A 20,706-nucleotide genomic window follows, 5' to 3' on the forward strand; every position below is an offset into this window, starting at 1 on the left:
CCCGTGCCAGCGGCGGCCGCGGCCGCTGTGGCCTTGGCAAAGACTCGGAAAACCATGGCTGGAACTCCTGGTTTGATAGCTGACGGCGCTTGTGCATCAAGCGCTGCCAGCATATTTTCCGGTGGCTACAGCACCAGCCGGGAGTAGCCCACGCCCGCGCCTTTTTCCACGCGGATCTGCGCGGGAATGCGTTCCTTGAGCGCTTCCACATGGCTGATGATGCCTATCATCTTGCCGCTGGCGTTCAGCGCGTCCAGAGCCGCCAGCGCCGTCTCCAGCGTGTCGCCGTCCAGGGTGCCGAAGCCTTCGTCGAGGAACAGCGAATCGATAGAGGTCTTGCTGCTGACCAGATCCGACAGCGCCAGCGCCAGGGCCAGGCTGACCAGGAAGGCCTCGCCGCCCGACAGCGTGCGCGTGTCGCGTGCCACCTCGGCCTGCCAGCCGTCCACGATGTCCAGCTCCAGCTCCCCCGTGGGCTTGCGGCGCAGCAGATAGCGGCCGTGCAGACGCGTGAGGTGGCGGTTGGCCAGATGCAGCAAATGGTCCAGGGTCAGGCCTTGCGCAAACTTGCGGAACTTGTCGCCCCTGGCCGAGCCGATCAGGCCGTCCAGCCGTTGCCAGAGTTCGCTGTCGCGCTGCTGTTCGGCAATCTGCCGCAGCAGATCCTGCTGGCCTGCGCGGCGCCGCGCATCGTCGTCCAGCCGTGCGCGCTGGGCGCCCAGGTGTTCGGTCGCCGCGCTGCGTTCGGCCTCCAGCGCCTGTAGCTGCGCGCCGATGGTCTCGGGCGTTTCGGCCGTCAAGGCCTGGTCCTGCAGCCGCTGCAGGCGCTGCGTGGCTTCGGCCAGCAAGGCGGCGCTGCTGTGCACAGCCTGCTGCAGCCGGTCGCCGAGCTCGGCCAGGCGCTGCTGTTCTGCGGCGGGCAGCAAGGCCCGGGCAAAGGCCGCGGCGTCGGCAAACGGACTGGCTTGCAAGGCCGCCTCCCATGCGGCTTGCGCATGCATGAGGGCCTGCTCGAGGCCGGTCAGCATGTCCTGTGCCTGCCGGGCCTGGCCTTGCAGGCCGGCCAGCTGCTGTGTGCTGCGCTGCACTTGTACGGTGCAGTCGGCCAGTGTCGCGGGTCGGACGGGCGCCTCATGGCCGGCGCCCGCGTCCACGGGCTCCAGTTCCGCGCCGCGCCGCTGCCATTCGCGGGCCTGTTGGGTGGTTTGGGCGCATTGGTGCCGCTGCAGCTCCAGCTGCTGGGCCAGGGCCTGCAGCCGGGCCAGCTGGCTTTGCCAGGCCTGCCAGTCCTGCTGGCGTGCCTGCAGCCAGACTGCGGCGTCCGCGGCCTCTGGCACGCTGTGGCCGGCCTGGGCCACGGCGGCTTGCAGGGCCGCATGCAGGCTGGCTGCATCGCTCTGCAGGCCCTGCAGCGCTGCAGCCAGGCGTTGCTGCTGCGCCGTGCTTTCGTGCAGCGATTGCTGCAGGCGTTCCTGCTGGTGCAGGGCCTGTTGCTGCGCTTGCCGCGCGCCGTGGGCCTCATCCTTGGCGGCCTGCCCGGTGCGCTCGCCGGCTTCCGCGGCGTCCAGCACCTGCTGCAGGGTGGCCAGCCGCTGCTCCTGCGCCTGCTGTGCCCGGGCCAGCACATCGGGCTGCTGCCAGGCGGCATCGGCCACGGGTTCGGGCGCGGCCTGGCATAGCGCGGCCCATGCTGCCTGCCACTCGGCGATCTGCGTGCTCACGGCCTCCAGCTGCGTCTGCTGGCTGCCGTGCTGGCTGCGGCTGGCGGCCTGGTCGGCGCCCAGCTGCTCGCCCTGGCGCTGCAGCGCCTCGAGCAGGGCCTGGGCCTGCTGCAACGCGGCGGCGGTAGCCGATTGGTCGATGGCAGCGTAGGCGGCCAGGGCCGGGTGTTCGTGCGATCCGCACAGCGGGCAGGCCTCGCCGGGCCGCAAGGCTTGGCGCTGGGCCTCCAGGCTTTGTATGCGCTGTTCCTGTGCCAGCAACTGCTGCTTGTCGGCCACTTTTTCCTTCTGTGCTTTGTACTGGGCCCGCAAGGCCAGCAGCTCCGTCTGTTGCTGCTCGATGCGGCCTGCCGTGGCCTGCAGTGCGGCGCTCAGCTGCGCCCGACTGTCCTCCATGGGCTGGCGCAGGCGGGCATGTGCGTGCAGCCGCTGCCAGCCATGCAGATGCTGCTGGGCCTGCTGCCAGTGGGCGCGCAGCTGGGCCAAGCTGCCGCCATGCGGGGTCAGCCGTTGCTGCTGAGCCTGGAGTGCCTGCTGTGCGGCGGTCTCGGCCTGTAGCAGCACGGCGCCGGCCTGCTGTACCTGGCGGGCCTGGGCATCCAGGCGGTGCTGCAGCTGCTCCAGCCGGCCTTGGTTCTGCTGCAGCTCGTCCTGGCCGCGTTGCAGCTGCTCCCGGGTGTGCTGGCGCTGCTCGAGCTTTTCGCGCCAGCCGCTCAAATGCTCGCCCAGCACAGCATGGGCGGCGTGGGTCTGCTGCCACTGCGCGAGCTGGGTCTGCTGCGTCTGCAGCGCTTGCAGTTGCTGCTCGGCCTGCTGCTCAGCCTGTTCGGCGAGGTCCTGGGCATGCCGGTGGTACTGCCACTGCGCCAGGCGTGCCTGCTGCGATGCCGACTGCAGCAGCTGCAGCTGCTGCCGGCCCGCGTCGCATGCGGCACGGGCCTGTTGCCAGCGTTCGTGCGCGGGCCGTATGGCCTGGGCCGGGCCATGGGCTTGCAGGCGCTGCAGCTCGGGCGCCGCGGCCTGCAATGCCTGCTGTGCTTGCGTCTGAGCGTCGCTGGCTTGGGCCTGGGCCTGCGCGGCTTGCGCGCTTTGCTCCTGCCAGCGCTGCAATGTCTGCAAGGCGGCGTGGCGCGTGTGCAGCCCGGCCAATGCGGTCTGCAGCTGTTCGGCCTCGGCCTGCAGCTGCGCGCGCTCCGCTTCGGCCAGCAACTGCATGCCGTCGGCCTGGGCCTGGTTTTTTTCCAGCGCCTGGCGCGCATCGCGGGCCTGCTCGAACACGGCTTGCGAAATCTGGCCGTAGATGTCGGTGCCGGTCAGCTCCTCGAGCAGCTCGGCGCGCTCGTTGGCGCTGGCCTGCAGAAACGCCGCAAAGCCGCCCTGGGCCAGCAGCATGGAGCGGGTAAAGCGCGCAAAGTCCAGTCCCGTGATCTGCGCCATCTGCTTGAGCTTGTCGCCGCTGTGGCTGCTGAGGATCTGGCCGTCGGCCACGCGCGCGAGTTCGACCTTGGGCGCCTGCAGCGCGCCACTGGCCTTGTCGCGCGCACGGCGCTGGCTCCAGAAGGCGCGGTAGCGGCTGCCCTTGACCTCGAATTCGACCTCGGCCAGGCAGTCGGCCGTGTGGCGCGTCATCAGGTCGTTGCTGCCCGCGCTGATGCTGGCCAGGCGCGGCGTCTGGTGATACAGGGCCAGGCAGATCGCATCGAGCAGGGTGGACTTGCCCGCGCCCGTGGGGCCGGTGATGGCGAACAGGCTGTTGTCGGCAAAGGGCGCGGCGCCGAAGTCTATGGACCATTCGCCCTTGAGCGAGTTCAGGTTCTTGAGGCGCAGTTTGAGAATCTTCATGCCGCCTCTCCGTCGGCGCTGCCCAGCGCCTCGACCACGCTGCGGTAGCGCTCGGTCAGGGCCTGCTGCAAAGGCGGCTCCAGGGTTTCCTGAGCCAGGCGGCGCGCGAACACCTCGAGCGGCGTCAGCTCGTCCAGCGATTCCATGGCCTGGCTTTGCAGCTGCGGCGCGGCGCTGCCGCGCTGGCGCTTGATGCGCAGCACCTGTACAGCCAGACCTTCGGCTAGGGCCTGAACGCGGGCCGGCAGATCGGCCAGATAGTCGTCTTCTTCGATCGTGACATCCAGCCATGCAGCGCGCTTGGGGTCTGGGCCGGAAGCGGCATTTTTGAGAGCCCCCGGCAAATCGGCCAGGGTGCAGCGCAGCGCTACCAGGGCCTGGAACATGGGCACGGCCAGCGGCGTGACGGCCTGCAGGCCGGCGTCGTCCAGCTCCACCAGCAGCATCTGCTTGGCCTGGCGTGCCTCGTCAAAGCCCAGTGCGATGGGCGAGCCGCTGTAGCGTATATGTTCGAGCCCGCCCACTTTCTGCGGTTGGTGGATATGGCCCAGCGCAATATAGTCGGCCGGCGGGAAGGCATTGGTGGGAAAGGCTTCCAGCGAGCCCACATAGATCTCGCGCACCGATTCGCTGCTGCTGGCGCCCACGGTGGTCAGATGCCCGCTGGCGATGATGGGCAGCCTGCGGCCCAGCGACTGTTGCAGTTCCGCCTGCTGCTCAAGTGCGGCCGCATACACCTGCTGGTAGATGGACTGGATGGCGTTCTGCAGTGCCAGCTGTTTGTCCTGTGCGCTCTGGCCGGCCTGGCTCTGCAGCACATCGCGGGCGCGGATGAAGGGCAGGGCGCAGACTATGCAGCCGGGCTCGCCGCCGCGTCGGGGCAGGGTGATGACATGCTGCAGGGGCGTGCCGGTGGCGGCGATCACCTGCGTGCCCAGATGGCGCAGCAGATCGCGGCTTTCGTCGAGCACGCTGACCGAATCATGGTTGCCGCCGAGAATCAGCAGCGCCACGCCGGCCTGATGCAGCCTGGCGACCAGCTGGTTGTACAGCTCGCGCGCATAGCTGGGCGGCGCGCCGGTGTCGAAGATATCGCCGGCCACCAGCACGGCATCGACCGCATGGGCCTGCACCTGCTCCAGCAGCCAGGCTATCAGCGCGCGGTGTTCGGCCTGGCGGCTCTGGCCCATGAAATGCTGGCCCAGATGCCAGTCGGAGGTATGGAGAATGCGCATGAGGCGATGGTATGCCAGCGCGCCGTCCGGGCCGTGGAGGCCCGGTAAAAAGCCTGGCCGGTCGTGGCCGGCAGGCTTTGCCGAGAGGGCATGGATTTCAGCGCCTGGCGGGGCGCTTGGCCGTCCAGTAGCCGAACTCTTCCTGGCCTACTTCATAGTCCAGCTCCTGCAGCCGGGCCTGCAGGTTCTGCTGCACATCGCTGACGGCCTGGTTGTAGATGCTGGGCCCGATCTCGGCGAGAAAGAAATTGAGCAGCGCGCCCGATTGCATATTGCCTATGGGCTCGTCCATGCTCTCGCGGAAATAGCGCTCTATGGAGGTCATGGCCTGCTGTCGGGCGTGTTTGTTCAGTTCAATAGTCATAGCTGCTGACGCTTGAGAGGTAAGGGCTTGGAGGTGATACGGTCTATTCGCTGGCCACTTCGGCGAGAAAGCCGCCGCTCTGGTGGGCCCAGAGCTTGGCATAGATGCCGCCGCGCGCCAGCAGCTGCGAATGGGTGCCGGTTTCCACGATATGGCCCTGGTCCATGACGATGAGCCTGTCCATGGCCGCGATGGTGGACAGGCGGTGGGCGATCGCGATCACGGTCTTGCCCTGCATCAGGCTGTCCAGGCTTTCCTGGATCGCGGCTTCCACCTCGCTGTCCAGCGCGCTGGTGGCCTCGTCGAGCAGCAGGATGGGCGCGTCCTTGAGCATCACGCGCGCGATGGCCACGCGCTGGCGCTGGCCGCCCGAGAGCTTGACGCCGCGCTCGCCCACCTGGGCGTCGTAGCCGGTGCGGCCCTTGAGGTCGCTCAGGGTCTCGATGAAGTCGGAGGCCTCGGCCTCATGGGCCGCGGCGCGCATCTCTTTCTCGCTGGCGTCGGGGCGGCCGTAGAGGATGTTGTCGCGCATGGAGCGGTGCAGCAGCGAGGTGTCCTGGGTCACCATGCCGATGGCGCTGCGCAGGCTGTCCTGGGTGACGTTGCGTATGTCCTGGCCGTCGATGGTGATGCGGCCGCCCTGCACCTCGTGAAAGCGCAGCAGCAGGTTGACCAGCGTGGACTTGCCCGCCCCCGAGCGGCCGATCAGGCCTATGCGCTCGCCGGGGCGGATATGCAGGTTCAGGTGGTCCATGACTTTTTTGCCGTCGGCCTTGTAGCCGAAGCTCACGTCCTCGAAGGCTATCGCGCCCTGAGTCACCTGCAGCGGCTTGGCCAGCGGCGCGTCCACGATCAGGCGCGGCTTGGTCAGCGTGGTGATGCCGTCCTGGATCGTGCCCACGTTCTCGAACAGGCCCGTCATCTGCCACATCACCCAGTGCGAATAGCCCATCAGGCGCAGCGCCATGGCCAGCACGGCCGCGACCACGCCGGCCGAGGCCTGGCCCTGGGTCCACAGATAGAGGGCCGTGCCGCCGCTGCCCAGCAGCAGCAGCGCGATCATCAGATGGTTGGTGATCTCGAACAGGCTGACCAGGCGCATCTGCGCATAGCCCGTGGCCTTGAAGGCCTCCATGGCGTTGCGCGCGTACTCGGCCTCGCGGCGCGTGTGGGCGAACAGCTTGACGGTGGCGATATTGGTGTAGGCGTCGGTCACGCGGCCCGTCATCATGGAGCGCGCATCGGCCTGCTCCTTGCCGATCTTGCCCAGGCGCGGCACGAAGAAGAAGCAGGCTGCGGCATAGGCGGCAAACCACAGCGCAAACGGAATCATCAGCCGCCATTCGAAGCTGGCCGCGAGAATCAGAATGCCTATCATGTAGACGCTCACGCCGACCAGCACGTCGACGACCATGAAGATCACTTCGCGCACCGAGAGTGCGGTCTGCATGATCTTGGTGGTGATGCGGCCCGCGAATTCGTCCGCGTAGAAGGACATGCTCTGGCCCAGCATCAGCTTGTGGAAGATCCAGCGCAGCCGCATGGGAAAGTTGATGGCCAGCACCTGGTGCATGACCTGGGTGTGCAGGGCCAGCAGCAGCACGCTGCCCAGCAGGATGGCCACGATGCCGAGGATGGTGGCCTGCTGCTCGGCCCAGAAGTTGGCGGGCGAGACCGTGCCCAGCCAGTCCACCACGCGCCCCATGATGGCGAACAGCAGGGCTTCGTAGACCGACAGCAGGGCCGAGGTCAGCGTCATCAGCCCGATCCAGCCGCGCATGCCCTGGGTGCAGGCCCAGAGAAAGGCGAAAAAGCCTTTGGGGGGCACCCTGGGTTCGGGTGCGGGGTAGGGGGGGACTTGTTTTTCGAAGAAGCCAAACACTGTCATTTCTCCTTGAACAGCGATATTAGGCGAGTCCCCGTACCCGGCACCGGCCGCCAGCGATGACCGCTTGGTACATGGGTCCATTCGCGATGAGGAGGGGCCCCCACGCTCCTCGCTGCGTGTGGCCGCGGCCCCAGGCGGCAATGAAAAAAGGCCTGCATCGGCAGGCCTTGGGGTGGCGTAAGCCCGGCTCAGGCGCTGGGCAGAAAGCCTTCCACCGACAGATAGCGCTCGCCCGTGTCGTAGGCAAAGCCCAGCACCCGGGTGCCAGCGGGCAGCTCGGGCAGCTTCTGGGCGATGGCGGCCAGGGTGGCGCCCGAGGAAATGCCGACCAGCAGGCCTTCCTCGGTGGCCATGCGGCGCGCGTATTCACGTGCGGGCTCGGCATCGACCTGGATCACGCCGTCGAGCAGGCTGGTGTCCAGGTTCTTGGGAATAAAGCCCGCACCAATGCCCTGAATCGGGTGGGGCGCAGGCTGGCCGCCCGAGATCACGGGCGAGGCGCTGGGCTCCACCGCATAGACCTTGAGCCTGGGGAACTTGGCCTTGAGCACCTTGGCCACGCCCGAGAGGTGGCCGCCCGTGCCCACGCCGGTGATGAAGACATCCACGCCTTCGGGAAAGTCCCTGAGGATTTCCTGGGCCGTGGTGGCCTCGTGCACGGCCACGTTGGCAGGGTTTTCGAACTGCTGGGGAATCCAGGCGCCCGGTATCTGTGCCGCCAGTTCCTGGGCCCGGGCGATGGCGCCCTTCATGCCTTTTTCCTTGGGCGTCAGATCGAAAGTGGCGCCATAGGCCAGCATCAGGCGGCGGCGCTCGACGCTCATGCTGTCGGGCATCACCAGGATCAGTTTGTAGCCCTTGACGGCCGCGACCAGGGCCAGGCCCACGCCGGTGTTGCCGCTGGTGGGCTCGATGATGGTGCCGCCGGGCTTGAGGGTGCCGGACTTCTCGGCGTCTTCTATCATGGACAGCGCGATCCGGTCCTTGATGGAGCCGCCGGGATTGCTGCGCTCGGACTTGATCCACACATCAGCGTTGGCGCCGAACAGGCGGTTGATGTGGATGGTGGGCGTATCGCCGATGGTCTGCAGAACGTTGTCGAACTTCATGAAGCCTCCAGGAGTGGATAAAGGAGCAGAGCCCAAGAACTGCATTGTGGCGCAGTTGTTCTGCCTGGCAGGAATATGAATATTCTTGCCTCAGGTCAAGACCTTGGCAGTTGCCGCAGCCCCTGGCGGCCAGGAATGTAACAATGCTCCGAAGCTGTATTTCAGGAGGTCTGACTTGCTGAGTTTCAACACCACTCTGATGTTGCTGGGCTTGTGCTGTGTGGTTCTGCTGGGGGGCTTCTCCTGGCGCGAGCAGCGCTGGGGACCATGGGTCATGCTGGTGGCCGTGGTCGGGTTGCTGTCGCTGATGAGCTACACCATTGTCCATTTGCTGAGCTAGGCCGCGCAGGCCGGCGCAGCGGCGCTTTCCACAGCTCGGCTAGCAGCAGGCCCGTGACCGTCATGGCGCCGCCCACGGCGTGGTACAGCGCCAGCGGTTCGTCGAGCGCGGCAAACGCGACCATGGCCGTGAAGATCGGAATCAGATTGAAGAACATGCTGGAGCGGCCCGGCCCCAGTTGCTGCACGGACTTCATCCACAGCAGCGGCGCGGCAATCGAGGCCATGATGCCGGCGTAGGCCACCAGCGGCAGGTTGACGGCGTTCAGCCCCGTCTTGGGCGACAGCAGATACAGCGGCAGCTGTGCCGCCACCGCGACCAGCACCTGCAGATACAGCAGTTGGATGGTGGCCAGTTGCGGCATGGGCCAGCGCTTGAGCAGGATGTTGTAGATCGCATAGGCCAGCATGGCGATGAACATCATCGCGTCGCCGAGGTTCAGCCCTTCGGACAGCAGGCGCGACGGCCGGCCCGACGAGACCACCAGTGCCACGCCCGCAATCGCCAGCAGCGAGCCCCAGACTCCGCCGCGCGTCAGCGGCTGGCCCAGCATGAAGACGGCCAGAGCCAGCACCAGCATGGGCGTGAGCGAGCCGATGATGCCCATGTGCGTGGCCGTGGTGTAGTGGGCCGCGTAATAGGCCAGGCTCTGGTAGATCACCATGCCCAGAACGCCCAGCACCATGATTCTGGGCAGCAGGGGCTTGATGTCGGCGCGCTGGCGCCAGATGGAGGGCAGCAGAAAGGGCGTGAACAGCAGGGCGGCAACGACCCAGCGGAAAAAACCGATCTCGGCGGCACTGATGCTGTCCGCAGCCAGCTTGCTGACCACGGTGTTGATGGACCAGATCAGTACTGCGCCCAGCGGTAGTAGATAAGAACCCATGATGGTGAAGACTCCTTGATGGGGACTATCATGCGTCTGACGTATTTAAAGTGCATTCCTGATTTCAGACATTTCATAACGCAAGCCGGACGAACGCCATGCCTGCTTCCGCTCCCCGCTCTGCCCTGGCCGCCAAGCGGCAAGCCGTCCGGATCCTAGACACGGATAAGGTGCAGGGCTGCTATTACTTCCGCTATGACGAGTTTGGCGAGCACAGCGAGGCGCCGCCGCACAGCCACCGCTGGGGGCATCTGAACTATGCGGCCCACGGCAGCCTGAGCATGGATGTGCCCACCGGCCATATCCTGTGCCCGCCCCAGCATGGGGTCTGGATTCCTCCGGGCGTGGTGCACAGCTGCTATCTGCAGCACGCGGTGCAATATCGCTCCGTCTATCTTGCCCCCGCGCTTTGCGAGGCGTTGCCGAAGTCTGCGGGTTGCATGCCCATCGGCCCCATCATCAAGGCCATACTGCTGGACTTCGGCGCCCGCGGCGTGCAGGTTCCGACGACGGAGCCGGACCTGCGGCTGGCCCAGGTGGTGCACGACCAGCTGTGCGCCACGCCGCTGGAGCTGAGCTTTCTGCCGGTGGCTCAGCATCCGGCGCTGGTACAGGTGCTCGACGCTATGCAGTCCTGTCCCGACGACCACCGCAGTCTGGCCGCCTGGGCCGCGACCGTGCACATGACCGAACGTACGCTGGCGCGCCACTGCCAGGCCGAGCTGGGCATGAGCCTGGGCGAGTGGCGCCAGCGCATGCGCTATCTGCGGGCCATAGACGCGCTGGAGGCCGGCCATACCGTGCAGCGCATCGCCTATGACCTGGGCTACAGCACGCCCTCGGCCTTCATCGCCATGTTCCAGCGCGAGTCCGGCCTGGCTCCCGAGCAGTTCAGACGCGAGTTCTGTGCAAGCTCTTTGTGAACGCGGGATAATGCGCACCGTGAAGTGCGCCAGACCGCCGCTGGTACAAGTGCCGAAAGGCCGTACCGGAGGAACGTCCGGACTGCATAGGGCGGCGTAGCAGCTAACAGCTGTCCACCGTGAGGTGAGGATCAGAGCAACAGAGACGAGTCTGGCAGGAGTGCCGCAAGGCAGACCAACCAGGGTGAAACGGGCAATCTCTACGCGCAGCAATACCAAGTAGGCACACGTTGACGGGGCCCCCGGAGTGTGCGGGTAGGTAGCACCGAGCCACCAGGCGACTGGCGGCCAAGATTAATGGCGGTCACGCAGCGGGCAACCGCTGTGCACAGAATCCGGCTTATCGGCGCACTTCACACTTTGATAGGCAAAAAGAGCTGAAAGCGCTTTGTAGACAAGCGCTGGCAGCTCTTTTTTTATGAGTTGAATGGGCTTAGAACCGTTCCCAGGGCATCAGATAGCGCCACTGCCCCTCGGGCACCTTGGCCAGCGAGACGCGGCCTATGCGCAGGCGGCGCATGCTGGTCACCGTGAGGCCGATGGCGGCGCACATGCGCTCGATCTCTTCGGGTGCAATGCCCTTGAGTGCAAAGCGCAGATGGTTCTCGTTCTGCCAGCTCACATGGCAGGGCGGCAGGCGGCGGTGGCCATTGCCGCCGGGAATGGGCAGGCCGTCCTGCAACAGCTCCAGCCCGTCTTCATGGACCTTGCCTTCCACGCCGACGATGATTTCCTGCTCCAGCCACATGCCTTCCTCGGCCAGCTTGCGCGCCACGCGCTTGTCCTGCGTATAGACGATCAGGCCGCTGGCGGGCAGGGGGATCGTCAGGTAGGACTCCAGGTGCTTGAAGTGCTGGTTCAGCACCAGTTGCGGCATGGGGGTGTCCAGCTCGGCCTTGGTGGCTTCGCCTAGCAGCGAGTGGGCGCTGCGCACGCGGCCATAGGCCGGGCCCTGGGTCATGCCCGCGGGCTTGTTCATGAGGATGGTGACGGGCGGAATGGCCTCGGGCTTGGCGCCCTGGCGCAGGGTGACGACCTGGGCGGGGCTGACGCGGGTCTCGGGCACTTGCACGATCTTGCCGTCGACCTGGACGTTGCCCGCTTCGATATGCAGCTCGGCCTCGCGGCGCGAGCATTGTTCCTGCTCCGCGAGTCGCTTGGACAGGCGGATGCTTTGAGTTTCAGGCTGGGATTCAGACATGGCGCGAGCTTAATGCGGCGGCCATGTCCTAGTTGTTCGCAGGTGTTGGCCGGGCCTAGCGGCCCAGGCACAGGGTCTGGATGCGCTCGACATGGGCCAGCAGCGATCGCTCTGCCACGGGCCACAGGGCCTGGGGCGTGTCGGCATAGGCCAGGGCCACCCAGTCCTGGATGCTGCCGTCGGGCTTGGCACGCATGGCGGCATGGACCTTGGCTTCGCGCGCGAGCCGGTGGGCCTTGAGCTTGGCGATCTGCTGGCGCGCGCTGCCCAGCACATAGCCGTGGGCCGGGAGGATGTGGTTCACGCCATGTTCGCCGCAGATCGCGTCGAGCTTGTCCAGCGAATCCAGGTAATCGATCATGTTGCCGTCGGGCGGGCTGACCACGGTGGTGCTGCCGTTGAGGATATGGTCGCCGCTGAACAGCAGCGCATCTTCCTCGAGCAGAAAGCACAGGTGGTTGGCCGCATGGCCGGGCGTGAAGATGGCTTGCAGCGTATGCGTGATCTCGCCGGCATCGCCCTGACCCTGCAGCGCGATGCGTTCCCCGTCACGCAGCGTGATTTCCGGCTTGAAGCGGCTGTTGGAGCGCGCCGTGGGCGCCGAGGGCAGGCCCATGATGGGCGGCCTGGCATGGCCGGACAGCTCCACCATGGCCTGCAGCGGTGCGGCGCCCGGCGAGTGGTCGGGGTGGGAATGGGTGCAGACGATGTAGCGTATGTCGCCGCCCGCCGCATCATGCAGGCGCTGCAGGTGAGCGGGCTCGTTGGGGCCGGGGTCGATGGCGATATAGCCGGTGCTCGCATCGCCGACCAGATAGCTGTTGGTGCCGGGGCCGGTCATCACGCCGGGGTTGGGGGCGGTCAGGCGCAGCAGGTTTTTGCGCAGGGGCACGGCCTGCTCGAATTGCCAGTCCAGATGGTGGCCGGCCTGGCCGTCGGGGTGGACGAATTCCAGTTCGCCATAGGCCATATCGGTTTCCATATGTCGCGTGTCCTGGCCCTGGAGGTAGCCGGTGCGCGGGCAGCTGTGCCACAGCAGGTTTTCGCTCTGGAGCGCATCGAGCACGGCCTGGGTGTCGGCAAAAGCCGCCATGCGCTGCAGCGTGCGTTCGGTGGGGAAGACTAGAACCAAGCTTTTTTCCGCAAAGCGCTGCAAGGCGGCCAGCGGACCTATCCAGGTGGGTTCGAATTGCTCGGTCTCATCGGCCACGGCGGTCTGGTCCTCGGGCATGCGGGCCACGAAGAACGGCACGTTGAAGCGCTTGGGCAGATCGCGGGCTGCCGTCCAGTGGGCCAGATACCAGAGCTGGTCCACGGCCAGGCTCCAGCCGAGCGCGCGGCACTGCTCATACAGCGAGGCCTTGCGGTCCAGGGTCTGCACCTGTGCGGGCGACACGGGCCGGCCGGTCTCGTCATAGGCCAGCAAAACGCCGAGTTCCTCAAAAGTCTCGCGAATTCCGGCCAGGGCCTGGGTGATGCGCAGTTCTCCACCCGCATCCACCATGCCCTGGCGCACACGGGCCAGAGCATGGTTGGCCGGGTCGGCGTCCTGGGGCTCGAGGCCGCCGCCAGGAAACACATAGGCATTGGCAAAGTTGCCCTGGGCGGCGCGGCGGGTCATCAGCACCTCATAGCCGTCGGCGCCGTCGCGCAGCAGCAGGATGGTGGAGGCATCACGGGTGGCAACGGGCTGGCGCTGAGGCTGTAGCAACTGGCTGGGACGGTTCTGGCGGGGTGAGGTCATGAGTTCACATTATGCGAAGTCGCGGCAGCCATGAATGTCGCATGGGGCCAGACGCCACGCCGGCGTGCCCCGACTCGGGAAAGCACTGAGGCCGAAGTGCGTCGAATGTCTTGCAATTGATTATTTGAAATAACAATAATGATGCAAAGGAATGGTTATGACTCATAAAGAAATTGCAGTTGAGTTCCGTGGCGAAGCCCAGCAGGTGGCCGTGATCCGCCTGATGCGCGCGGCCAAGCGCAATGCCTTGTCCGATGGATTGGTGCTGGGCCTGCGCGATGTGTTTCTGAATCTGCCCGCCGACGTGCGGGCGGCCGTGGTGGATGGCGACGGCCCGCATTTCTGCGCAGGCCTGGACCTCAGCGAGCTGACGGAGCGCGATGCGGCCCAGGGTGTGCATCACTCGCGCATGTGGCATGAAGCGCTGCGCCAGGTTCAGTTTGGCGCCGTGCCCGTGGTGGCGGCGCTGCACGGCGCCGTGGTCGGCGGCGGGCTGGAGCTGGCCAGCGCCTGCCATATCCGTGTGGCGGATGCCAGCACTTTCTATGCCTTGCCCGAGGGCTCGCGCGGCATCTTCGTGGGCGGCGGTGGCTCGGTGCGCATTCCGCGCCTGATAGGCGCCGCGCGCATGGCCGACATGATGTTCACGGGCCGCGTGTACAAGGCCGAGGAGGGCGAGCGCGTAGGCCTGTCGCAATACCTGGTGCCCGAAGGCCAGGCGCTGGAAAAAGCCGTGGAGCTGGCCCTGCGCATTGCCGAGAACGCGCCCATGACCAATTACGCGCTGATGCATGCTTTGCCGCGCATCGCGGAGCAGCCTGCGGATCAGGGGCTGATGACCGAGGCGCTGATGGCCGCCATCGCCCAGAGCGCGCCGGAGGCCAAGTACCGTCTGCAGGAGTTCCTCGAAGGGCGGGCCGCCAAGGTCAGCAAAGACTGAAGCCTGGCGATATCACAAGCTGTGGAGACCAAGACAATGCAGGAGACAAGCACAGCGCCGCAGGCCAGGGACAGGGTAGAGGGAGATGCCTCCCCCCGCTACCGGGAGCTGGAGTTTGGCGTACGCAGCATCCAGGTGCGCGAAGCGGCCGATGGCAGCTTCTATGTGCGTTCCGATCGGGAACTCGCGCCCCATGCGCAGCGCATGACGGACCGGCTGGTGCACTGGGCGCAGGCCACGCCCGATCACAGTTTCATCGCCCAGCGCGAACGGCTTGCCGGCGGCGGCACGGGCGACTGGCGGCACATCAGCTATGCGCAGGCCCTGGCGGCCGCGCGCAGCATAGGCCAGGCGCTGGTGGCGCGCGGGCTTGGCGCCGAGCGGCCCGTCATCATCCTCAGCGAGAACGATCTGGACCATGCGCTGCTGGCCATGGGCTGTCTGTATGCGGGCGTGCCGTACTGCTCGGTCTCCACCGCCTATTCGCTGGTCAGCAGCGATTACGCCAAGCTGCGCCATGTGGTGGAGACGCTCAGTCCCGGCCTGATCTTTGCGAGCGACGCGGCGCGCTATGACAAGGCGGTACGGGCCGTGCTGCCGGCGGACTGCGAAGTGGTTTACCGCAGCAGCGCGGCCGAGGCTGCGCCGCATACCCGGTTCGCCGAGCTGCTGGCAACACAGCCCACGCCCGCCGTGGACGCGGCCATGCGGGCCACGGGACCGGACACGATCACCAAGTTCCTGTTCACCTCGGGCTCGACCAAGCTGCCCAAGGCCGTGATCAACACCCACCGCATGTGGTGCGCGAACCAGCAGCAGATCGCCCAGACCATGCCCGATATGGCCAAGGGCCCGCCCGTGCTGGTGGACTGGCTGCCCTGGAACCACACTTTCGGCGGCAACAAGAACCTAGGCCTGGCGCTGTATCACGGCGGCACGGTGTATATCGACGAGGGCAAGCCCACGGCCGCGGGCATTGCCGAGACCCTGCGCAATCTGCGCGAGATCTCGCCCACCGTGTACTTCAACGTGCCCACGGGCTTTGAGTATATTGCGTGCGCCATGGAGAGCGATGCGCAGCTGCGCACCAGTCTGCTCAAGCGGGTCAAGGTGTTCTTCTATGCGGGAGCCTCCCTGGCCCAGCCGGTCTGGGACAGCCTGCACCGCACGCAGGAAAGCGAATGCGGCGAGCGCATCGTGATGGGCACGGGCCTGGGCATGACCGAATCCTCGCCCTCGGCGCTGTTCATCAACCGGCCCGATGTGCGCTCCGGCGATCTGGGCGTGCCCGTGCCGGGGCTGGAGCTCAAGCTGGCGCCCGTCGACGGCAAGCTCGAAGTGCGCTACCGCGGTCCCAATGTCACGCCCGGCTACTGGCGTGCGCCCGAGGCCACGGCCCAGGCCTTCGATGAAGAAGGCTTTTTCCGCACCGGCGACGCCGTGCAGTGGCGCGATCCGCAGGACCGCAACCAGGGCCTGCGTTTCGACGGTCGCATTGCCGAGGACTTCAAGCTGGCCACGGGCACTTTCGTCAACGTGGGGCCGCTGCGCGCGAAGATCATCCATGCGGGTGCGCCCTATATCCAGGATGTGGTGCTGACCGGGCTGGACCGCAAGGAAGTGGGCGCCATCGTCTTCGGCACCCCGGCCTGCGCCGCACTCAGCGGCCTGGGGGCAGATGCCACGCTGGAGCAGATCATGCACAGCGCGCCCGTGCAGCAGCATCTGCAGACCGTGCTCGACCAGCTGGCGCAGACGGCGACCGGCAGCGCCACGCGCATCGCCAGAGCCGTGGCCTCCACGCGCGCGCCCTCGCTGGACCTGGGCGAGGTCACGGACAAGGGCTCCATCAACCAGCGTGCGGTCCTGCAGCACCGCGCCGATCTGGTGGAGGGTCTGTATGCGGAGAACCTGCCGTTTGTCCTGAAGCCAAAACAGGCCTGAGTTCACTGTCAACAAGCGCAAGCAGCTTTTAAAAGGATAGCGAAATGCAAGTTCAAGATCGGATCGCCATCGTGACCGGCGGCGCCTCTGGCCTGGGCGAAGCCACGGCCCGTGCGCTGGCGGCAGCCGGCGCCAAGGTGGCGGTGCTGGACCGCCAGCTCGACAAGGCCAGGGCCGTGGCCGCCGACATCGGCGGCCTGGCGCTGGAGTGCGATATCTGCGACGCCGTCAGCGTGACGGCGGCTCTCGATCAGATCCGCGCGCACTGGGGCACGGATGCGCGCATTCTCATGAATGTGGCCGGCATAGGCACGGCCAAGCGCGTGATCGGCCGCGATGGCGAGCCCGCGCCGCTGGACGACTTCGAGCGCGTGATCCGCGTGAATCTGATCGGCAGCTACAACATGACGCGGCTGTTTGCGGCGCGCTGCGCCAGGCTGGACGCTCTGGACGACGGCGCGCGCGGCGTGATCCTCTACACCGCCTCGGTGGCAGCATTCGACGGCCAGGTGGGCCAGCAGGCCTATAGCGCCTCCAAGGGCGGCCTGGTCGGCATGACGCTGCCCATGGCGCGCGATCTGGCCCAGCATGGCATACGCGTCTGCACCGTGGCGCCGGGGCTGTTTGCCACGCCGCTGATGCAGGAGCTGCCCGAGGCCGTGCAGCAGTCGCTGGCTGCGTCGATTCCCTTTCCGCCGCGCCTGGGCAAGCCCTCGGAGTTTGCCGAGCTGGCCCTGCACATCGTGCACAACGGCCATCTGAACGGCGAAGTCATACGGCTGGATGGCGCGCTGCGCATGGCGCCAAGGTAAAGCCATCCCCCTGAGGCGCTAAGTGCCAGCCCTCAGAGGGGGACGACACCGTCGCTGCAGCGCCGCCGGTCCAGGCCCTTGCTCGGTGTCTCTAGCCTGGTGCCGGCCGGCATCTTGATTCGATTCATAGGAACGCAGAGTCCACCATATTTCTAAGAGGAGACAAACCATGCAAGACCGTAGAAATTTCGTCAAAGGGCTGAGTGCAAGCGCTGCGATGGCTGCGCTGGGGCCCATGGCCGCCAGGGCGCAGGGCGGGCCTATCGAGCAGGTGCGCATTCTGTATGGCTTCCCCGCGGGCAGCGCCGGGGACTCCGTGGCCCGCCGCGTGGGCGAGAAGCTGGGCGGATCGGCCTATACCAAGAATATGGGGGTGGTGGAAAACAAGCCGGGTGCGGGCGGCCGCATTGCACTGGAAGCGCTGCGTTCGGCGAGCGGCGACGGCTCGGTGATCGCCCTGAGCCAGGTGTCGGCCTTCTCCGTCTATCCCTTCATCTACAGCAAGCTGAGCTACAAGCCCGAGGATTTCCATCCCCTGTCCATCGGGGCCATCATGCATCATGGCCTGGCCGTGGGGCCCGCGGTGCCGGCCAGCGTCAAGAGTCTCAAGGACTATCTGGAATGGGCCAAGGCCAATCCGGAGCAGGCCAACTTCGGCAGCCCCGGTGCGGGTTCTCTGCCGCACCTGATAGGCGCGCTGCTGAGCCTGCGCTCCGGCGTCAAGCTCAACCATGTGCCTTACCGCGGCATGGCTCCGGGCGTGTCCGATCTGGTCGGCGGCCAGATATCCACCATGATGGGCCCCAGCGGCGACTTCCTCAGCTATTACCGGGCCGGCAAGCTGCGGGTGCTGGCGACCAGCGGTCCCAAGCGCAACCCCTATCTGCCCAATGTGCCCACGTTTGCGGAGCAGGGCTTCAACGACCTGACCACCGAGGAATGGTTTGGCTTCTATGCCAATGCCAAGACGCCTGCCGAGGTGCGCGCGCGCGCCCATGCGGCCATTGTCCAGGCGCTCAAGAGCGATTCCGTGAAGGAAAGCCTGGGCGTCGTGGGTCTGATCGTCACCAGCTCCACGCCCGAGGAAATGGCCAGATCTCAGCAGGCCGAGTACGAGCGCTGGGGTCCCCTGGTCAAGCAGATCGGCTTTAACGGGGATTCCTGATCCCTTTGACCGGCTGCGCCGCTTCCCTCGGGGGGGGGCGGTGCCTTTGCCGTGGGGCGGCCCTTGCCGGGCGCCCCTGATGCCGCCCGCCATGCCGGGATTGAGGCCGGCGCACCAGCGTCTGGCCGCTGTGTTTTAGCCTTACATCCAAGCTCTTATGTCCTACCAGCCTCTCGGCGACGACAACGCTTTTCTTCTGTTTGATGTGCTCAAGGCGGACCGGCAGCTGCAGCGCCTGTCCGCGCATGGCGAGACCGACCGGGCACTGATGCGCCAGGTGCTGGACGAAGCCGGGAAATGGGTGGGCGCCGTGGTGGCGCCGCTGTCGCGCGCGGGCGATGAGGTGGGCGCGCAGTTCAATGCCGGTTGCGTCACCACGCCACCGGGGTTTGCCCGGGCCTACCGGGACTTCTGGCAGGCGGGCTGGCCGGCCCTGGCCTGCGCCGTGGAAGACGGCGGCCAGGGCCTGCCCTGGGTGCTGGAAGGTGTGCTCTACGAATGGCTGAGCGCGGCCAACCATGGCTGGACCATGGCGCCGGGCCTGCTGCACGGTGCCTATGAATGCCTCAAGCACCATGGCAGCGAGGCGCTCAAGGCCGCCTATCTGTCAAAGATAGCCAGCGGCGAATGGCTGGCCACCATGTGCCTGACCGAAGCCCATGCGGGCAGCGACCTCGGCCAGGTCAGAACCCAGGCCCTGCCTGCGGGAGCTACGGAGCTGGGGGATGGCTACGAGATCAGCGGCAGCAAGATCTTTATCTCGGGCGGCGAGCACGACTTGACCGAGAACATCGTGCACCTGGTGCTGGCCCGGCTGCCGGACGCTGCGGCCGGACCCAAGGGCTTGTCGCTGTTTCTGGTGCCCAGGCTGCTGCCGGACGGCCGGCGCAATACCGTGGTCTGCGAGCGCATCGAGGAGAAGATGGGCCTGCATGGCAGCCCCACCTGCGTGATGCGTTTCGATGGCGCCACGGGCTGGCTGATAGGCCGGCCCGGCGCGGGCCTGAACGCCATGTTCGTGATGATGAATGCCGCACGCCTGCATGTGGCGCTGCAGGGCATAGGCCTGCTCGATGCGGCCTGGCAGAAGGCCCAGGCCTATGCGCTGGAGCGCCGCCAGATGCGGGCGCCGGGGGCCGTGCCGGCCTCGCGCGGTGCGGGCGAGGTGGCGGATCTGATCATCGAGCACCCGGCGATCCGGCGAACGCTCGATCTGCAAAGGGCCTGGGTGGATGGCGGGCGCGTGCTGGCCTATCAGACTGGCGTCCATCTGGATGTGGCGCGCCATGCCGCAGATGAGCGCGAGCGCGAACAGGCCCTGCAGTGGTGCAGCCTGATCACCCCGGTGCTCAAGGCCGCATGGACGCAGCAGGCTTTTGAAGGCGCTAGCGCCTGCCTGCAGGTCTTTGGTGGCCACGGCTATATCCGCGAATGGGGCATAGAGCAGATCGTGCGCGATTCGCGCGTGGCCATGATCTACGAAGGCACGAACGAGATCCAGGCCATCGACCTGCTGGTGCGCAAGGTCCTGCCCGATGGCGGCCAGTCCATGGGCCAGTGGCTGCTGGGACTGCGCAAAAGCCTGGATGCGGCCCGGGTCCTGGACGCCGAGGTGCTGCGCTGCCTGGCGCAGCTGCGCTACTTCACCACGGTGTTGGCGCAGGCCTGTGCGGACGATCAGACGCTGGCCTGGCGCGTCGCCGACGACTATCTGCGCTGCGTGGCCGTGACCCTGCTGGGCTGGGCCTGGGCACGCATAGCGGCCACGGAAGGGGCCGAAGGCGAGCGCTGGCAGGGACCGCTTCGACAGCTGCAGCAACGCATATTACCGGAGCTGGACTGGCGCCTGAGCCTGATGAAGGCACAGTGGAGCCAGGCCTCTGTGGTGCACGGCAATCAGGTGTTTGCCCCGGCCAGGCCATGAACTGCTCTACAAGAGTGGCCGAAACCGGCAAAATTGCGGTCTGTCCATCGCCCCTGGCTCCTGAAGTTGACACACCCTATGCCCGCTCACAAGACCGCCGAAACCGCAACCAGGCCCGCGCGCGCCTTGCGCGGCAAGCGTGCCAGAGCTGCTGCCGAGGACAGCGTCCCGGCTGAGGATGCGGGCGGTGCCGAGGTGTTTGCCGTGGACACGGTCAATGCCAGCTTCCTGGAGTCGCTGCTGGGCTATAACGCGCGCCGTGCCTCTCTGTCCCTGGTCGGCGTGTTCATGAAGTGCATGACGCGCTTCGATCTCAAGATCGTGGAGTTTTCCGTGCTGTCGCTGGTGGGCCGCAATCCTGGCATCACCTCGCGCCAGCTGTGCCAGCAGCTGGACATGCTGCCGCCCAATATGGTGGGCATGATCGATGCGCTGGCGCGGCGCGATTTTCTGGAGCGGCGCCCGCACCCGCGCGACGGCCGCGCCACCGGCCTGTACCTGACCGCTTCGGGGCGCGAGCTGGTGGACACGGCGGAGCCCCAGCTCAAGAGCAGCGAGGAAAAAGCCGTCGCTCATCTGAGCGAGGCCGAGCGGGTGCAGCTCATGCATCTGTTGCAAAAGCTGTACCGCTGATCGCCAGGCATGGCCCGGACTCCGCGGCCGGTAGG

The 20,706-nt window shown here is 66.6% G+C and carries 15 protein-coding genes and 1 other RNA gene; 8 read left to right on the plus strand and 8 right to left on the minus strand.

Going from position 1 to position 20,706, the window contains the following annotated elements:
• Window positions 1-125: 125 nt before the first annotated feature.
• The 6 genes from AB6724_RS07405 to AB6724_RS07430 all read right to left on the minus strand — a co-directional run bounded on the left by AB6724_RS07405 (window position 126) and on the right by AB6724_RS07430 (window position 9,385).
• Complete coding sequence (locus AB6724_RS07405) at window positions 126-3,563, minus strand: AAA family ATPase (RefSeq protein WP_369337866.1); 3,438 nt, start codon at window positions 3,561-3,563, stop codon at window positions 126-128.
• A complete protein-coding gene (gene sbcD / locus AB6724_RS07410) occupies window positions 3,560-4,798 on the minus strand; it encodes an exonuclease subunit SbcD (protein ID WP_369337867.1) in 1,239 nt (412 codons plus the stop codon). Before sbcD ends, AB6724_RS07405 begins: the two co-directional genes overlap by 4 nt.
• A gap of 97 nt (window positions 4,799-4,895) precedes the next feature.
• Window positions 4,896-5,162, minus strand: a complete 267-nt coding sequence (locus AB6724_RS07415; RefSeq protein WP_369337868.1) for a DUF2164 domain-containing protein — start codon at window positions 5,160-5,162, stop codon at window positions 4,896-4,898.
• Window positions 5,163-5,205: 43 nt separating this feature from the next.
• Window positions 5,206-7,044: an ABC transporter ATP-binding protein gene (locus AB6724_RS07420; RefSeq protein WP_369337928.1), complete on the minus strand. Its 1,839-nt coding sequence runs from the start codon at window positions 7,042-7,044 to the stop codon at window positions 5,206-5,208.
• Window positions 7,045-7,238: 194 nt separating this feature from the next.
• Window positions 7,239-8,159 carry a cysteine synthase A gene (gene cysK, locus AB6724_RS07425; protein ID WP_369337869.1) on the minus strand — a complete coding sequence of 307 codons (921 nt, stop codon included), beginning with the start codon at window positions 8,157-8,159 and terminating at the stop codon, window positions 7,239-7,241.
• A gap of 272 nt (window positions 8,160-8,431) precedes the next feature.
• Window positions 8,432-9,385: a DMT family transporter gene (locus AB6724_RS07430; RefSeq protein WP_369337870.1), complete on the minus strand. Its 954-nt coding sequence runs from the start codon at window positions 9,383-9,385 to the stop codon at window positions 8,432-8,434.
• A gap of 98 nt (window positions 9,386-9,483) precedes the next feature.
• Between AB6724_RS07430 and AB6724_RS07435 the strand changes: the two genes are divergently transcribed.
• Together AB6724_RS07435 and rnpB are read left to right on the plus strand one after the other, a co-directional pair.
• Window positions 9,484-10,308, plus strand: a complete 825-nt coding sequence (locus AB6724_RS07435; RefSeq protein WP_369337871.1) for an AraC family transcriptional regulator — start codon at window positions 9,484-9,486, stop codon at window positions 10,306-10,308.
• Between the two features lie 21 nt (window positions 10,309-10,329).
• Window positions 10,330-10,667, plus strand: an RNA gene (gene rnpB / locus AB6724_RS07440) — RNase P RNA component class A.
• 74 nt (window positions 10,668-10,741) lie between these two features.
• Here the strand turns inward: rnpB and AB6724_RS07445 are convergent.
• Both AB6724_RS07445 and AB6724_RS07450 read right to left on the minus strand, forming a co-directional pair.
• A complete protein-coding gene (locus AB6724_RS07445; RefSeq protein WP_369337872.1) occupies window positions 10,742-11,509 on the minus strand; it encodes a pseudouridine synthase in 768 nt (255 codons plus the stop codon).
• Window positions 11,510-11,564: 55 nt separating this feature from the next.
• Window positions 11,565-13,253, minus strand: a complete 1,689-nt coding sequence (locus tag AB6724_RS07450; protein ID WP_369337873.1) for an MBL fold metallo-hydrolase — start codon at window positions 13,251-13,253, stop codon at window positions 11,565-11,567.
• A 157-nt stretch (window positions 13,254-13,410) separates the two neighbouring features.
• On the opposite strand from AB6724_RS07450, the gene AB6724_RS07455 reads away from it, so the two are divergent.
• The 6 genes from AB6724_RS07455 (at window position 13,411) to AB6724_RS07480 (ending at window position 20,671) form a co-directional block, all read left to right on the plus strand.
• On the plus strand, window positions 13,411-14,193 hold the full coding sequence (locus AB6724_RS07455; protein WP_369337874.1) for a crotonase/enoyl-CoA hydratase family protein: 783 nt from the start codon (window positions 13,411-13,413) through the stop codon (window positions 14,191-14,193).
• Window positions 14,194-14,229: 36 nt separating this feature from the next.
• Window positions 14,230-16,137, plus strand: coding sequence for a feruloyl-CoA synthase (locus tag AB6724_RS07460; RefSeq protein WP_369337875.1), 1,908 nt, complete (start codon window positions 14,230-14,232; stop codon window positions 16,135-16,137).
• Window positions 16,138-16,181: 44 nt separating this feature from the next.
• Entirely contained in the window at window positions 16,182-16,949 is a 768-nt protein-coding gene (locus AB6724_RS07465) for an SDR family NAD(P)-dependent oxidoreductase (RefSeq protein ID WP_369337876.1), read from the plus strand.
• A gap of 169 nt (window positions 16,950-17,118) precedes the next feature.
• Window positions 17,119-18,114, plus strand: coding sequence for a Bug family tripartite tricarboxylate transporter substrate binding protein (locus AB6724_RS07470; RefSeq protein WP_369337877.1), 996 nt, complete (start codon window positions 17,119-17,121; stop codon window positions 18,112-18,114).
• Between the two features lie 157 nt (window positions 18,115-18,271).
• Window positions 18,272-20,038 (plus strand): acyl-CoA dehydrogenase family protein, encoded by a 1,767-nt coding sequence (locus AB6724_RS07475; RefSeq protein ID WP_369337878.1) that lies wholly within the window; start codon window positions 18,272-18,274, stop codon window positions 20,036-20,038.
• Between the two features lie 78 nt (window positions 20,039-20,116).
• Window positions 20,117-20,671, plus strand: a complete 555-nt coding sequence (locus tag AB6724_RS07480; RefSeq protein WP_369337879.1) for a MarR family winged helix-turn-helix transcriptional regulator — start codon at window positions 20,117-20,119, stop codon at window positions 20,669-20,671.
• The last annotated feature ends 35 nt before the right edge of the window (window positions 20,672-20,706 follow it).

It is taken from the genome of Comamonas guangdongensis, from assembly GCF_041079535.1.
Taxonomy (GTDB): domain Bacteria; phylum Pseudomonadota; class Gammaproteobacteria; order Burkholderiales; family Burkholderiaceae_C; genus Comamonas; species Comamonas guangdongensis.

Bases quoted from the DNA above. Each gene is read 5' to 3' on its own strand.
- AB6724_RS07415 (WP_369337868.1), bottom strand. From the start codon at position 5,162: ATGACTATTGAACTGAACAAACACGCCCGACAGCAGGCCATGACCTCC.
- AB6724_RS07480 (WP_369337879.1), top strand. From the start codon at position 20,117: ATGCCCGCTCACAAGACCGCCGAAACCGCAACCAGGCCCGCGCGCGCC.
- AB6724_RS07455 (WP_369337874.1), top strand. From the start codon at position 13,411: ATGACTCATAAAGAAATTGCAGTTGAGTTCCGTGGCGAAGCCCAGCAG.
- AB6724_RS07465 (WP_369337876.1), top strand. From the start codon at position 16,182: ATGCAAGTTCAAGATCGGATCGCCATCGTGACCGGCGGCGCCTCTGGC.
- AB6724_RS07475 (WP_369337878.1), top strand. From the start codon at position 18,272: ATGTCCTACCAGCCTCTCGGCGACGACAACGCTTTTCTTCTGTTTGAT.
- AB6724_RS07450 (WP_369337873.1), bottom strand. From the start codon at position 13,253: ATGACCTCACCCCGCCAGAACCGTCCCAGCCAGTTGCTACAGCCTCAG.
- AB6724_RS07435 (WP_369337871.1), top strand. From the start codon at position 9,484: ATGCCTGCTTCCGCTCCCCGCTCTGCCCTGGCCGCCAAGCGGCAAGCC.
- sbcD (WP_369337867.1), bottom strand. From the start codon at position 4,798: ATGCGCATTCTCCATACCTCCGACTGGCATCTGGGCCAGCATTTCATG.
- AB6724_RS07460 (WP_369337875.1), top strand. From the start codon at position 14,230: ATGCAGGAGACAAGCACAGCGCCGCAGGCCAGGGACAGGGTAGAGGGA.
- AB6724_RS07445 (WP_369337872.1), bottom strand. From the start codon at position 11,509: ATGTCTGAATCCCAGCCTGAAACTCAAAGCATCCGCCTGTCCAAGCGA.
- cysK (WP_369337869.1), bottom strand. From the start codon at position 8,159: ATGAAGTTCGACAACGTTCTGCAGACCATCGGCGATACGCCCACCATC.
- AB6724_RS07430 (WP_369337870.1), bottom strand. From the start codon at position 9,385: ATGGGTTCTTATCTACTACCGCTGGGCGCAGTACTGATCTGGTCCATC.
- AB6724_RS07405 (WP_369337866.1), bottom strand. From the start codon at position 3,563: ATGAAGATTCTCAAACTGCGCCTCAAGAACCTGAACTCGCTCAAGGGC.
- AB6724_RS07470 (WP_369337877.1), top strand. From the start codon at position 17,119: ATGCAAGACCGTAGAAATTTCGTCAAAGGGCTGAGTGCAAGCGCTGCG.